General features: G+C 60.3%; 9 protein-coding genes. 3 read left to right on the top strand and 6 right to left on the bottom strand.

Going from position 1 to position 14,875, the window contains the following annotated elements; genetic code table 11:
- The first annotated feature begins 153 nt into the window (after positions 1 to 153).
- The 3 genes from ACR0JN_RS03180 (at position 154) to ACR0JN_RS03170 (ending at position 4,100) form a co-directional block, all read left to right on the top strand.
- Positions 154 to 813 (top strand): hypothetical protein, encoded by a 660-nt coding sequence (locus tag ACR0JN_RS03180; RefSeq protein WP_480884165.1) that lies wholly within the window; start codon positions 154 to 156, stop codon positions 811 to 813.
- Positions 814 to 898: 85 nt separating this feature from the next.
- Entirely contained in the window at positions 899 to 2,467 is a 1,569-nt protein-coding gene (locus ACR0JN_RS03175) for a hypothetical protein (protein ID WP_480884164.1), read from the top strand.
- Positions 2,468 to 2,546: 79 nt separating this feature from the next.
- Complete coding sequence (locus tag ACR0JN_RS03170; protein ID WP_480884162.1) at positions 2,547 to 4,100, top strand: acetolactate synthase large subunit; 1,554 nt, start codon at positions 2,547 to 2,549, stop codon at positions 4,098 to 4,100.
- An 8-nt stretch (positions 4,101 to 4,108) separates the two neighbouring features.
- On the opposite strand, the gene ACR0JN_RS03165 is transcribed toward ACR0JN_RS03170, so the two are convergent.
- From ACR0JN_RS03165 to ACR0JN_RS03140, 6 genes are all read right to left on the bottom strand, one after another.
- Positions 4,109 to 8,641, bottom strand: coding sequence for a hypothetical protein (locus tag ACR0JN_RS03165; RefSeq protein WP_480884160.1), 4,533 nt, complete (start codon positions 8,639 to 8,641; stop codon positions 4,109 to 4,111).
- A 270-nt stretch (positions 8,642 to 8,911) separates the two neighbouring features.
- Complete coding sequence (locus tag ACR0JN_RS03160; RefSeq protein ID WP_480884158.1) at positions 8,912 to 10,504, bottom strand: GMC family oxidoreductase; 1,593 nt, start codon at positions 10,502 to 10,504, stop codon at positions 8,912 to 8,914.
- Between the two features lie 41 nt (positions 10,505 to 10,545).
- Positions 10,546 to 11,658, bottom strand: a complete 1,113-nt coding sequence (locus ACR0JN_RS03155; protein ID WP_480884156.1) for an ABC transporter ATP-binding protein — start codon at positions 11,656 to 11,658, stop codon at positions 10,546 to 10,548.
- 6 nt (positions 11,659 to 11,664) lie between these two features.
- Positions 11,665 to 12,546, bottom strand: a complete 882-nt coding sequence (locus ACR0JN_RS03150) for a carbohydrate ABC transporter permease (protein WP_480817404.1) — start codon at positions 12,544 to 12,546, stop codon at positions 11,665 to 11,667.
- Complete coding sequence (locus ACR0JN_RS03145) at positions 12,546 to 13,439, bottom strand: carbohydrate ABC transporter permease (protein ID WP_480884155.1); 894 nt, start codon at positions 13,437 to 13,439, stop codon at positions 12,546 to 12,548. The genes ACR0JN_RS03150 and ACR0JN_RS03145 overlap by 1 nt, the downstream gene beginning before the upstream one ends.
- A 102-nt stretch (positions 13,440 to 13,541) precedes the next feature.
- Positions 13,542 to 14,792, bottom strand: a complete 1,251-nt coding sequence (locus ACR0JN_RS03140; RefSeq protein ID WP_480817406.1) for an ABC transporter substrate-binding protein — start codon at positions 14,790 to 14,792, stop codon at positions 13,542 to 13,544.
- Positions 14,793 to 14,875 lie beyond the last annotated feature (83 nt).

Raw genomic sequence — 14,875 nt, 5'->3', positions numbered from 1 at the left:
ACGTACTCCACACTCAATATCCGGTCACTATAGCGCAATTGAAGGCCCCGCAAAGTGACGAAAACTATCACCCCGAACGGATTGACCAGCGCCTGATAATCCGCAACTCTGACAGCATGTATTGCAGGTATCTGGCGGTTATTGTGAGCGTTTATGTCTTTTAAATCCGTAATTTCCGTCGCTCTGGCCAGTGCCGGTCTGATCGGGCTGGCCGGTGTGGGAACGGCCCTTATCCTGCAGGCCTGCGCGTTGGACATTCCGCTGCTACGGCACCTGTCCCAGTGCCCCAAGCCCGAGGAATTGGCGACGGTCGAACGCCTTGCCACCTCGGGCGCGTATAACGAGGAACTGCACCGCCGGATATTTCAGTTGGAACGCGAACTGGCCGCCCTGCAATGCGTCAAGGCCCCGCCGGATGCGACCGGGCCGTTGAATGACGAAGGCTGGGACAACGCTGATCTCACGATGCTCTACGGCTGCTGGGCTCTGGATACGACCTATCGCACCCGCGATGTCGACACCGGAGACATCCGCACCTATCGCGACTGGCAAATGTGTTTCGATACAGAAGGCAACGGCAAGCAGATCATGCGGTCCGACGATGGGATCACCTGCGAAGGGCCCGTGCAGGCGCAGTTTTCCGAGGGTCGGCTTGACCTGCTGGAGCCGGGAAATCTGCCGTGTCAGGACGACGGCTATATTCACCAGCGCCAAATCTCCTGCGTCCCCGCACCCGGCGGAAAAGCCACCTGTGACACTGTGCAGCCAGAAACCCGTGGTGAGGCCACGGTTGGGTTTCAGCGCGCGCTTTAGGTCCGAGGGCCCAATCCAAGCGGCGCTTTGCCGGATTGGTCATATGGCGTAGAATTGCATCACGTATTTGGGTGGCGCGCGGCCTTTGAGCCTGCCCCGACGTCTCTATGCGGGAGGGGGCAGCACGTGTCCCCATGCGACGCAGCCAACGGACGTGACCGGAGCTGACATGGTTAACGCATACAACTTCAGCGGATTTCTGGCTTTCGTGTTTTTGCTTGCGGTTCCGGTGGCTGCAATTCTGGGGGTGATTGTCAAAGCGCGTTACAGAAAGGCGATTAAACGAGAGATGATGGCCCGATCAGGCGCGCCGGAATCGGCGTTTGAAGTGCCACAAGCGATACGCCCGAACAGATCGACGCTTGAGTTCGACGTCTCCCCTGCGGAGCAGCGCCTGCCATTGAGGTTTGGGCTTGCGTTCCGGTATCTCGCGTCCGGCGTGGTGTTTGCCATCGTGATAGCTTTGGACATTCTAATCATCGACGGAACAGAATTCGCTCCACTGGCCTTTGCCCTGATGGTCGCATATTTCGCGCTGCCCGCGATGATCATGGCGTTCTATGTGGCCGGTCTGCGCTGGTACTTGATTCTGCTGTTCGCCGTATTCTGGATGTTTCTACTCAGCCTTATCGACGAACTGAGCGCAGCGGTCGTTGGCACGCTCGTCGGTCCTGCTCTTATCCTGTCTCTGCTCGTCGGCAATCCATCTCTTAGGACTACGTCGATTCCGCTGTTTCTTGTCGCTGTCTCGCTTGTCGTACCGCTCATATTCTCGCTTGATTTTATGTACTTGCTCATGGTCGCCGGTGTTTTCGATTTTCTGTTGTTGATCTTTCCAGTAACGTTAGTTTCGGCTTTCTATGTTCTGACCGGTTTGGCTGTTTCCCTCGCAATAGGTATCGCACTCGCGCTGAACATCGTGCGAATTTTTGCCTGGGCGCTGGATGGATCCAGCGAATTGACCATGCAGCACGACCTACTTTGGTCGTTTCAGGTACTCTGGTTGATTGGCATGGCTTTGGGAGAAAGCGGCGCAATCGTCCTTTTGTATTTCCTCGCCTTCGTGGCCTACCGGGTAACGCTACGCCTTCTACGCCCAACCTCCGGTGCAACAGATGTAAACTTGCTCCTCCGTGTTTTCGGACAACGGCGGCTGCAAACCTCGCTCGCCCGTGGGCTGCTTCTGGATTGGCGTAGAACGGGCCCGGTACTGTTGGTCGGGTCCGCCGATCTCGCTACTGAAACGCTGGACGCACCCGAGCTTTCGGCGTTTCTGCGGCGTCGCCTGCGGGACATCTTTATCGAGACACCCGAAGACCTGAAACAGGCCGAGGCCGAAGGCAACGCCCGGCTCAGCGATGGGTTGTTTCCGATGCGGGATTTCTATTGCCGGGACAACAGTTGGCGGCCTACCGTCCTGACTCTGATGAGCCACGCGCAGCGCGTACTGATCGACATGCGCGGGTTCGAGCAGTCCAACACAGGCATTCAGTTCGAAATCATGGCACTGGCCCAGCGCGTTCCGGCGGATCGGATTATCGTGCTGGTCGACAAGAAAGCACTTCAGGATGTCCAGGCCCTGTTCGCGGATATCTGGTCCAAGTCGGGTAACCCTCAGGGCGCGGATACGCTGCGGTGCATGGTTCAGAACTAGTCATACCTCCAAAGTTTTAAGTGACACCCGGATCGTTCGTCCCCTAATGTCCTGGGATGGCTGAGCAAACGGGGGTCACATGAACGGCGCGGAAACTCTGGTCAAAACTTTTCTGCAAAGCGGCTTGGATACGGTTTTCGCTAATCCCGGCACGTCCGAGATGCATTTTGTCGCCGCGCTGGACGATCACCCCCAGATGAACTGCGTACTGTGCCTGTTCGAAGGCGGCACGACCGGGGCCGCCGATGGGTATTATCGCATGAAGCGCGACGTTGCAGGCACGCTGCTGCATCTGGCGCCTGGCTTTGGCAATGCCTTTGCCAACTTGCACAATGCCCGCAAGGCGAGTTCAGGCATTGTGAATGTGGTGGGGGATCACGCGACGCGTCACTTGCGCCACGAAAGCCCCTTGAAAGGCGATATCGTTGGTATCAGCCAGTCAATCAGCCATTGGACCCGCGTGTCGGATCACGCCACAAGTGTTGCTGAGGACGGAGCCGCCGCAATCCGCGCAGCACGGTCTCGAAATGGGCAAATTGCCACGCTGATCCTGCCCGCCGACACTGCCTGGGACCCTGCCACCGGCCCGGCGACGGCCAGTGCCCTGCCGCAGCTACATTGCCCATCCATTGAAGAGGTTGAGGCCACCGCCGCGCGCCTAACGACACCGGGTGCTGTGTTGATGATCGGTGGGCCCGCGCTGTTTGGACCTCTGCGCGCGCTGGCGGGTCAAATTTCCGCCGCGACCGGGTGCCGCCTGCTGGCCGATACGCTGATCCCGCGCATATCGAAGGGGGCAGGAACGGCCCGTCTGGACCAGCTTGTGTATCCGATCACGCCCAAGATCGCGCAACTGGAGCAGACCGAGTCGATAACCCTGCTGGGAACCGACAGGCCCGTTGCCTTCTTTGCCTATCCAGAAAAGCCCAGTACGCCCGAGCCCGCCGGTTCTTCGATAACCAGCCTGTGCAGCCCAACGGACGACATCGAGTGGACGATACAGGCCTTAGCGGATGCAGTTGGCGTGTCGGACAAAACCCAGCCGGAAACCTATGCGCTGAACCTGCCCGACCTTCCGACCGGAGACCTGACGCTGGCAAAAGTCGGTCAGGCGCTGGCCGCTCTGATCCCCGAAAACGCGGTTATCTGCAATGAATCCGTCACGTCGGGGTTTCATGTCATGCCGCCAACCGCCACGGCCCGCCCGCATGAAGTGCTTTCCGGCACCGGCGGCGCGATCGGGTTATGCTTGCCCTGCGCGACCGGAGCGGCGATCGCCTGCCCCGACAGAAAGGTGTTTGCGCTGACCGGTGACGGGTCGGCGATGTACACGCTGCAATCCTTGTGGACGATGGCGCGGGAAAACCTTGATGTCACCGTGATTGTGTTCGCGAACCGGGGTTATCAGATCCTGCGCGACGAACTTGCGAATGTCGGGGTCGAAAGCTATGGCCGCAACGCGCAGGCGATGTTCGACGTGGAGAATCCGGTGTTGGACTGGGTTGCCCTCGCCAAAGGCCACGGCGTTCCGGGGGCGCGGGCGGAAGACATGGACAGCTTCGTCAAGGCCTTATCCGCCGGGCTTTCCAGCGACGGCCCCTCGCTGATCGAGGTCGTCTGTCCCCCGGCCTGACAAACGGATCACCCCGCGATGACATTCGTGACCGACACCGTCTGTGACACCGACGACGCGAACTCATCATTGCCGTCGAAATAGGCCGTTGCAAAGGCGGTCTCGTTCGGACCGACCACCCCTTCAATCACGTGCTCAAACGTCGATCCGGGCCCCAGAGAGCGGCGAATCCAGATCGGGTCTGCGCCGGGCAGGACAACGTGGAAGTCCAGATCCTCACCACCTATGTCGGGCGTCACCGCGCCGAACAGCCGAATGCCCATACCGGGGGCGAGGTTGATGGACAGGTCGATCTTGGTGCCCCGTTTCGGCTGGTACACGATCTTGGTCGCCCCCCAGCGATCCCAATAGTGGTCCCGTTGCATCCACGCGTCGATGATCACCGGGAAATCGCCGCCGCATTTGGCATCCAGCATGGCATCGTCAAGCTCTGCCCGCACGCTGAACACCCCGCGCGACTTGCCCGGGATGCGCATCTGGGTCGGGCGGATCGTCAGCCGCGCACCGGGTACCATGTTGCGGGGGGCGATGAAGACATCTTCGGCATAAGGCCCGTCATTGGTGACCGAGATCAGACGATCCAGCGGCGGCAGCGGGCTGTTTTGCACGACCTCTTCGCGAAAGACGTTCTGCTGCGTCCAGTCATTGTCCGAGTTTCCGTCATTCGAGGCCCCCGATACGGGATCGAGATCCGCAATCTCGGCCCTTAGGCACATATGCGCGTCCTCGACATTTTCGACGAACATGGGAAACGCGATCACGACCTCGACGTCCGGCCCGATGCTGTCGATCACCTGCGGAGCGAAGGGCATGTCATTGTCGAACGGGTCGCTGGTCCAGTCGCCATTGCCATAGGGGATGCGGGCGCGCAGATGAACTTCGACGTTGCGGGCCTCGGCATCGCCGAAATTGTGTACCCGGACCAGAACCTGATGTTCCAGCGGGTCATCTCCCGCGCCGGGAATACGGAAATACTCGATCCCCTGCGGGTCCTGCTGATCGGGGAAATCGCCGATCTCGCCCGAGGTGAAATCGCCCGGCAACAGGACCGCGATATCGGGACTCTGCCACTCGGGCACCTGACTGTCGAACCCCACATCAACCGCTGGCCCACGCTCCCACTCGACCCGGACCTTGGCCATCCAGATGGTGCGGGCGGCGAGGCCCACCTGAACCAGGTGGACAAGCGTGTATTGCAGCCCCACTTCGGCGAGCGCATCATGCGTGCCCACATCATAGGTCGTTCCCGGCCCGGACCCGCCAGTGATCTGTGGATTTCGCACGCTGTCGTCGATCAGGTGCAACTGACGGCGATAGCGGGTCAGCACGCTGTGGCCGGTCTCGCCCTCATCCTCCGGCGTGTCCGGGTCGTCCACGCCAACCCCGTAACGGGTGCTGTCGCGCGGGTCGATGGCGTTGAGCATGACCACCCTTGGCGGCGAAAGCTCTTGCGAGAACTGATCACCCGGTCCGCGCAGTTCAAGCAGGTTGAATTGCGTGCTGTCCTCACCCAGCCGTAACAGCGCTGCGGGTCCCATGCGGAACTCGTCCGGGACGTCCAGAAAATCCCGCGCCATCTGTGCCAGATTGTCCCTTTCCAGCGGGTCCCAGCCTTCGATATTGACCAGCACGATGTCTTCGTCGATCTCGTCGCCATCGCGGGGTCGGGTGAAATCTATGATCGAGCCAACGCCCAGCCACCCCGCGATCAGCTTGTGATAGCTTGAGAAATGCGGCAGCGCGAGGCTGGACGACGCCATTGGGTCATAGGCCCCTGCATAGTCCAGATCATCGCGGTCCTGGCTTTGTTGATACTGATCGGAAAAGGCCAGAAGCGAATGCCCGATTTCATGCGCCAGCGTCGCCGCGTCCGACAGGTGCCGGTCGGGGTTCGACAGATCGCTGAACCTCAATCGCGTCACCATCATCCCGCGCGAGTTCGGGATCTGCATCGCCTTCAGCGTACGGGTCGGGTCCTTATCGCTGTATTCTGCGGGCATGTCATCCATGGCAAGAATCGGGGCCGAGGCCCGCAAACGGCGTTTATCAGCACCGTCGTCGTCAATGTCGGGATCAAATGCCGGGCCGACAAGACCGCCATAGCGCCTGTAGACCGGCATGATCATATACACATTTATCAACTCGAACAGGTTGCATTCGATGGCGCTGAGCCCGTCACAGTTGAACAGCGTGTTGGCCCTGTCGATCCGGGTTTGCAGGTTGCCGCCACCATCGCGGATGATGGCGTCAATCATCCGCGTGTAGGTCAGATCAAACAGAATATGGGCCTTATCCAGTGTCGGCCCGCCCGAACTGCTTCGCTTGGTTTCCTCGCCGATGAAAGGCGTGGCGCTGTCCATTCCGATCTTCGACAGGCCCTGTTGCGAAGCGACCTCGATCCGCGACTGGTCGGTATCGTTGTTGCTTTCCTTGTTCCGAGAATAGGCATAGTCCTGCGACAGGCGGATATCGACGGTCAACTGGCTTCCCGCAACACTGACTTGCGGGGCTTGAAAGCGGCCAAGGTCGAACTGACCGGTCGATGAGTTGTAGATGCCCCCTTGCGACGCCATCGAATGGGCCAGCGCGATGGAGATATAGCTGGCAAAATCCGTGACATCGCCCGTGACGGACATATCGAATTCCCCGTCAAGCGCGACGAGGGTGCCCAATTCGCCCATGACGAACAGGTTCGCAAAATCCACCAGATCGACCTGAGGCGACCCGCCGCTGCCGGCAAAAAAGAACGTCACACTAAGGCTACCCCAGCCTTCGCCGTCATCGTGCCAGACCACCTCTGGCCGCTCAAAAGGCTGGTTTGTGGCAGCGCTCAGCATCTCTTCCAGAATATCGGCAATCTGGTCGAGCACGCCGGGGATCGCCTCGACATTGGGGATCACGACGGTTTGCGATCCGCTGAGTGCCGAGTTGTTTGCGTTGGTATTGAACGCGCTTCCCGTCCGGTCGGTACCGGATAGCGAAAAGCTTCGACCTGGAGCGCTTCCACCGCTGAATTCAAGGGAATAGCCGGTGGTGCTTTCGGGTATCTGGACCTTGATGCAGGCCGCCGGGAATTCGATATCGAACTGCGTGTTCACGGTCGGGATTGCCGTGAAGGTTTCCAGTGTCAGGCGTTCATCGCCGTCAAAGCGCAACATTCTGTTCGCGGGCAAAGTCGCTTCGGCGATGATCCCGCCCGGAATGTAGCCTGTGTTCCAGAAGTCCCTGAACGGGCGGTCCAGCACAACCGGTGGGCCGGAATAGGCCGTCGGCGTGTCCCGGCCAAAGACCCGGAAACTGACATCGACGTCATTCGCCTCTCGGTCGTCGGAATAGGACACTTCGGCGTAATATGAGCGGACAAGCTCCAACGCCTCGTCGAAATCGGGATGATCGAAATACTCGGTGATCGTGCCCCGGAAATCGCCCTGACCGGGCTCCAGAACCGGGATGATCAGCACGCGAACAGGCCCGGTCTGAACGCCGCCGCGCGACCAGATCACCGGCGATTCCTGCCCCATATAGACACGCCCGCCCGAATTGCTTTGCAGTTCGAGGTCAAGGCTGGGTAGCACGGGCGTCGGGTCCACCTCCTCTAGCCCGCCATCGGGGGCCAGCAGCAGAATGGTGTCGCTTTCGCGTGCAAAAAGCGGCGTCGTGCCGCGTGACAGGTTGAGCGTGGACAGCGGCTTCAGGGTTTCCGCCGCAAGCAGGGTCAGCTGGCGGCCATCATCCGACAGCGCGGCCACGGACCGCCCCGCCTTGCGCACGGCGGCAATGCCAAAGCCCAGATCCTGAGCGCACGGCCCCTGCCCCGGATCGCAGATATTCTGCACGATGATCGACGACCCGGCCTGCACATAGACAAAGCACCCGTCCGAGTCACCATCATCGCCCGGTATACATGTCTCAGGCGGTTCATCGGGACGTCGCGGCGGCACGCGGCCCCCGCCGTCGTCTTTCGGCGGCTCCCGGTCATCGGGCGTGCAGCCGCAGGGCTTTTTTGGCGGACGGTGATCTGGGTCCGGGGTCGGATCACGGTCATGCCGCGTAGGATCATCGGAAGGGTCGCAGGCGGACTCCCTGCGGTTCACATCGACCCGGCGCAGGGCACCGGAACCGGGCTCCATCACCAGAACCTCATCCCGTTTCCCGCGCAAAAGGCGGGGCGGACGCCGGACAGCCTCGCGAGAGACAATCCGCCCACTGTCACGGCCAAATACGGCAAGTCCCGGCGGCTCCAGCCCCGAGGCGGCGGTCGCAAGGACCAGCCTGTGCCGGGTGGCCACGAAATCGCGGACCGGCAGGGAAATTTCGAGAACGCACTGCGCCTTGTCCCCGCGCGCCCGGTGAATGGACCAATCCCCGCACGGGGTTTTACACAGGGCAAAGATCGCCCCATCCGGCGCGATGGACAAAGCGCGCGCCCGCGATGGTAGGTCAATGCAAACCGGGTCGCATTCCGATGCCTCGGCGCTCAAGTCCAGTATGGCTATACCCGTCCGGGTCGGCACCACCAGCGTTTTTGCGTCGTCTGACAAAGCAGCAAGGCCTCCGGCAGCCGACAGAATGTCCCTCGGCGTGTTCAGGTTCCGGCGTTTGCAGAACGTCCGTTTTGCAGGTTTTTGTTGGGCGGTATGTTTAAAATGATCTTGCAACGTGGAGCCCCCCGCTGCTGAAAAATGGGAAAATAGTGCCTCCTACATAGCACATTTCGACGGTTTCCGGGCCGGTCACTGCCCCAAACCCGCGCAATCGGCATAATTCCACCCATGGTTGAGCAGAAATTGACGGCGGTGTGACAGGGCGGGTTACGAGGTAAACCCGTGATCCTGCTTGATCATATCGGCGGCCTTCTCTCCGATCATTATCGACGGCGCGTTGGTGTTCGAGGAATTGACCCTCGGCATGACGGACGCGTCGGCAACCCGCAGCCCCTCGATCCCGTTGAACCGCAACCGGGGGTCCAGCACCGCCTGCGCATCACCGCCCATCCGGCAGGTGCCAGCGCAATGATGCGAGGTCTTGGAGTGGGTGCAGATGAAATCAAAATACTCCTGATCGGTGCGCACATCGCGGCCCGGCAGGCGTTCGGCAAGGATAAAAGGCTTCAGGGCGTCCTGCGCCAGAATGGTCTGCACCAATTTCAGACCCCGAATGGACATCTCGCGATCGTAAGGGTCGGCCAGATAGTTAGGGTCGATCAACGGCATCGCCGCAGGATCGGCGCTTTGCAACCGCACGGTGCCCCGCGACCGGGGCCGCAGAAAGCACGCGTTCAGCGTGACGCCGCCATTCGGCATCGCCTGAACCCCCGCCTCGATGCCGGTGCCCAGTCCCAAGTGCATCTGAATGTCCGGCGAGCGCGCCTCGGGGTCCGCGTACCAGAACCCGCCCGTTTCAAATAGGCTGGAGGCCACGGGACCCTTGCGGGTGAATAGGTACTGCAATCCGGCAAGGGCCGAGAATGGCAGCTTGGCAAAGCGGTCATAGGTGTGCGGACCGGTCACCTCGCAAATCGCATAGAGGTCCAGATGGTCTTGCAGGTTTTCGCCGACCTGCGGCTGATCGTAGACAGTCTTGATCCCAAGGCTTTCCAGATGCTCCGCCGGGCCGATCCCGGACAGTTGCAACAGGCGCGGAGAGCCGATGGCCCCGGAGGAAAGCACAACCTCTTTCGATGCGCTGATCCTCTCACCACTCAGCATCTCGACCCCGCGCGCCCTGCCCTTGTCCACAACGATGCGGCGGACCTGAGCGCCCGTTCGCACCGTCAGGTTCGGACGGCTGCGGTTGGGCGCGAGGAACGCCATCGCAGCAGAAGACCGCCGCGCATTGCGCTGGGTCAGTTGGTAGTAGCCCGCACCGTCCTGCTTCGCGCCATTCGCATCGCGTGTTTCGGGGATGCCGACCTGCCCGGCGGCTTTGATGTAGGCGTCGCAAATCGGTAAGGGCGCGGCGGGCATCGAAACGCCCAATGGCCCGCCTTTGCCGTGGAACGTGTCGTCATAGGTGTCGTTGTCTTCGGACTTCTTGAAATAGGGAAGGACATCGGCATAGCTCCAACCCTCACACCCCATCTGTCGCCATTCGTCGTAATCCTGCGCAGCGCCACGGGTGTATATCTGCGCGTTGATGGCGGACCCGCCGCCGATCACCTTAGCTTGCGTGTAGTTGAAAACCTTGTTCTGCATGTGCTTCTGCGGAACCGTTGACCAGCCCCAGCTGCCAATGCCCTTGGTCATCTTGGCAAACCCGGCAGGCAGGTGGAAAAACGGATGGCGGTCGGTCGAACCGGCCTCGAGCAGCAGTACCGAGGCCGAAGGTTCTTCGGACAGTCGCGCGGCAATGACCGAGCCTGCCGAGCCGCCGCCGATCACGATGAAATCGTATCCCTCAGGCATCCCGCTTGCCCTCAGAGTATCCTAGCGGCACGCGGCCCGTGTCACCGGATGATCCGCATCTCGGTCTCGGGGTCGAAGGCCACCGCCTTTTCCATGTTCACCGCAAAGGGGAAATCCTGCCCCGGCGCGACCTCGGCATCCGAGCGCATGCGGGCGATCACGTCCTGCCCCCCCAGCATCATGGACACAAACGTATCCGAGCCTGCGGGTTCAGTAACCACGATGCGGTTGGTCATTGAGGCGATGTTCGACGATTTCCGATCCGCTCCGTCCATATCCGTGATGGTTTCGGGGCGGATACCCAGCAAAATCTCGCGCCCGTCCCAAGCGGTCAGGTTGTCCTGACTGAACGGCAGTTGCGCCATCGACCCGTCGTGCAGCGCGACCTCGGCATGGGGTCGGCCATTCAGAACCGCCACGCGGGCGGACACGACATTCATCGCGGGCGAGCCCATGAAGGTCGCGACGAAGATATTGGCGGGCGTGTCATAGATTTCCTGCGGCGTACCAAGCTGCTGCACATAGCCACCGTTCATCACCGCGATACGGCTGGACAGGGTCATCGCCTCGATCTGGTCGTGGGTCACGTAGACGATGGTGGTCCCGAGGTTCTGGTGCAGTTTCTTGATCTCAGTCCGCATATCGACGCGCAGCTTGGCGTCGAGGTTGGACAGAGGTTCGTCGAACAGGAACACATCCGGATTGCGCACCAGCGCCCGGCCCATCGCCACTCGCTGACGCTGACCGCCTGAAAGCTGCCCCGGTTTGCGGTCCAGGAGCTGTTCGATCTGCAGCAGCTTGGCTACTTCGGCCATCGCCTTGTCGCGGTCCGCCTTGGGTACACCGTGCATCTCAAGCCCGAAGGTGATGTTCTGCCCAACGGTCATGTTGGGGTACAGAGCGTAGCTCTGAAACACCATCGCAATGTTCCGGTTCGACGGGTGGACCCCGTTCATCACCTGATCCTTGATGCGGATTTCGCCGCTGGTGATTTCCTCCAGCCCGGCGATCATGTTCAGCAAGGTGGATTTGCCACAGCCCGAGGGGCCGACCAGTACCAGAAACTCGCCCTCCTGCACCGAGATATCGACCTTGTGCAGAACCTCGACCGCCCCATAGGATTTGGTCGCGTTGTCTATGTCCAGAAAACCCATCAGGTCTTATCCTTTCACCGAGCCCGCCATCAGGCCACGGACGAAGTATCGACCGGCCACGATGTAGACGAGCAGAGTTGGCATGGCCGCCAGTATGGCGCCTGCGAAATGAACGTTGTATTCCTTAACACCGGTTGACGACTGCACCAGATTGTTCAGCGCCACCGTCATCGGCTGGCTATTGGCATCGGCGAACGAGGCCCCGAACAGGAAGTCGTTCCAGATGTTGGTGAACTGCCAGATGATCGACACCACCGCGATCGGCCCGGAACTGGGCAGCAGAATACGCCAGAAAATCTGGAAGAACCCCGCCCCGTCGATTTGGGCGGCCCGGATCAGCTCGGTCGGGAACACGGCGTAGTAGTTGCGGAAGTACAGCGTGGTGAAACCAACCCCATAGACCACATGCACCAGCGCCAGCCCCCAGGTCGAACCGGCCAGACCGATAATGCCCAGCATCCGCGCCATTGGGATCAGCACGATCTGGAACGGAATGAAGCAGGCAAACAGCATCAGACCGAACAGGATGGTGTCGTACTTGAAGCGCCACTTGGTCAGCACATAGCCGTTCAGCGCGCCCAAAATGGTCGACACGATCACCGCCGGAACCACCATCTTGATCGAGTTCCAGAAGTAAGGTTTCAACCCGGTCGGATCGACACCGATCTGGGCCGAGTTCCATGCCTTGAACCATGGCTCAAGCGTGAAGACCTGCGGCAGGTTCATCATGCCGCCGCCGGTGATTTCCTCCAGTGGTTTCACCGAGTTCACCAGCATCACGTAAAGCGGCAGCAGGTAGAACAAAGCAAACAGCAGCAGCACCAGATAGATCAGCGTACGCGTGACGCGCCCGGTGCGGATTGCGGTATCTTGCGAGGCTTGTGACATCAGCGTTTCTCCCGCAGTTCCGCATACAGATACGGGATCATGATCGCCGCGATGGTCATCAGCATAATCGTGGCCGAGGCCGCACCGATCCCCATCTGGTTTCGCGTGAACGTGTAGGAGTACATAAAGGTCGCAGGCAATTCGGTTGCCCGGCCCGGCCCCCCTCCGGTCAGGGCGATCACCAGGTCAAACGTCTTGATCGCAAGGTGGCTGAGAATGACGAAGGCCGACAGAAACGCTGGCCGAAGCTGAGGGATGATGATCCGCCGATAAAGGTTCCAGTTTGACGCCCCATCCATCTGCGCCGCGCGCAGGATTTCGTTGTCGATCCCGCGTAATCCGGCCAGAAACATCGCCATGACAAACCCGCTGGTCTGCCAGACGGCTGCCATAACCACAGTATAGATCGCGTAGTCGCGGTTCTTGATCCAGTCGAATTCGAAACTGGTCCAGCCCCATGTGTGCATCACGTTCTCAAGACCGATGCCGGGGTCCAGAAACCACTTCCACGCGGTGCCGGTCACGATGAAGCTCAGCGCCATGGGATAGAGGTAAATCGGGCGCAGCAGCCCCTCGCCGCGGATTTTCTGATCGAGGAATATCGCCAGACCCAAACCAATACCGGTACAGATCACGATATAGAGCCCCGCGAAGATGCCCATATTGATCAGCGATGTTTCCCAGTGACTTAGCCGCCAAAGCTTATCGTAGTTTTCCCAGCCGACCCAGCCAAATGAGGGCAGAATCCGGCTGTCGGTAAAGGACAGGTAGACCGAAAACAGAATGAAGCCGTAGACAAAGACCAGCATCATCGCAAGCGACGGTGACAGGACCAGTTTGGGAATCCAGTTCTGAAGGCGTGTCTTGAAATCCGCGTCGGCTGAAACAGCCATGGCGCGCCCTCCTCGTTCCAGAGTTGTTGTTTTCGGGGCTTATCCTGCCCCTGTGAGACAGGGCGGCCAAGCAGCCACCCTGTCGATAGGATCACATCAGGATCACTTGGCGATCGAAACGGCGTCCACCAGTTCGGTCACAGCGGTTTCGCTGTCATACTCACCGTTAAAGTGAGCCGTAACAACGTCATAGACCGCGTTCTTCACCGAGGCCGGGGCCGCGTGGCCATGCGCCATTGAGCCGAACAGGTTGCCCGAGGAGGCGGCTGCAGCCAGATCCTTCATGCCCTGCTGACCACATGCGTCCAGATCGCTGCCATCAACATCGGTACGTGCCGGGACCGAGCCCTTCACCTTGTTGAACGCAATCTGGAATGTCGGCGACAGGATCGCGCTGGCCAGTGCGGCCTGTTCAGCCGAAACCGAACCGCCCTGATCGAACATCATGAACTGGTCAGCGTTAAATGTGACCTGATCCTGCGTGCCGGGGAAGCGGAAGCAAAGGAAGTCCTCGCCGGGCACTTTACCAGCACCCAGGAATTCACCTTTGGCCCAGTCGCCCATCATCTGGAAACCGGCCTCGCCATTGATCACCATCGCGGTTGCAAGGTTCCAGTCACGGCCCGAGAAGTTCTCATCGACGTTGTCGCGGATGAAGGCCATGCGGTCGAAGGCTTCTTTCATCGCGTCACCGCCAAGGGCTCCTTCGTCCAGATCGATGAACGCCGCCTTGTAGCCGTCCGGCCCCAGCGTTGACATCGCAACCGCGTCGAAAATCGTCGCGTCCTGCCACGCCTGACCGCCATGCGCGATCGGGGTGATACCAGCCGCCTTCAGCGCCTCGACCGCTGCGACGAATTCGTCCCAGTTGGTCGGCTGCGCGATACCATTTGCATCCAGAACGGCCTTGTTGGCCCAGACCCAGTTGGTCGAATGCACATTCACCGGTGCCGCAACCCACTTGCCATCGCTCTTGGCAAAGGCTTTCAGCGCATCCGGAACAACATCATCCCAGCCTTCTTTGGCCGCAACCTCGTTCAGGTCAGCCAATGCGCCCTGATCTGCCCAGTCCAGAATGTCGAAACCCAGCGCCTGAACAGCCGTCGGCGCGTTCCCGGCAGTGACACGTGCACGCAGCACGGTCATCGCCTGTTCGCCGCCACCGCCCGCGACGGGCATGTCGGTCCAGCCGATACCCTGACCGGACAGGTCATCCTTCAAAACGTTCAGCGCCGCCGCTTCACCGCCCGAGGTCCACCAGTGCAGAACCTCGACCTCTTCGGCTTGCGCCATGCTTGTCGTGCACAGAAGCCCTGCCACAATCAGCGATTTCGTCTTGATTAGATTGCGCATTCTTGTTTCCTCCCTAAATGCGTATTTTGTTTATCGGCCCCTTTTTATGAGGGTACCTTTTCTTGACGTGCGGCCAGCATGGC

The sequence above is a fragment of the Ruegeria sp. G12 genome (assembly GCF_056533565.1).
Note: the sequence above shows the minus strand (reverse complement) of the source record. Positions and strands in the feature narration are given on the sequence as shown.

Bases quoted from the DNA above. Each gene is read 5' to 3' on its own strand.
- ACR0JN_RS03155 (WP_480884156.1), bottom strand. From the start codon at position 11,658: ATGGGTTTTCTGGACATAGACAACGCGACCAAATCCTATGGGGCGGTC.
- ACR0JN_RS03170 (WP_480884162.1), top strand. From the start codon at position 2,547: ATGAACGGCGCGGAAACTCTGGTCAAAACTTTTCTGCAAAGCGGCTTG.
- ACR0JN_RS03160 (WP_480884158.1), bottom strand. From the start codon at position 10,504: ATGCCTGAGGGATACGATTTCATCGTGATCGGCGGCGGCTCGGCAGGC.
- ACR0JN_RS03150 (WP_480817404.1), bottom strand. From the start codon at position 12,546: ATGTCACAAGCCTCGCAAGATACCGCAATCCGCACCGGGCGCGTCACG.
- ACR0JN_RS03180 (WP_480884165.1), top strand. From the start codon at position 154: ATGTCTTTTAAATCCGTAATTTCCGTCGCTCTGGCCAGTGCCGGTCTG.
- ACR0JN_RS03140 (WP_480817406.1), bottom strand. From the start codon at position 14,792: ATGCGCAATCTAATCAAGACGAAATCGCTGATTGTGGCAGGGCTTCTG.
- ACR0JN_RS03145 (WP_480884155.1), bottom strand. From the start codon at position 13,439: ATGGCTGTTTCAGCCGACGCGGATTTCAAGACACGCCTTCAGAACTGG.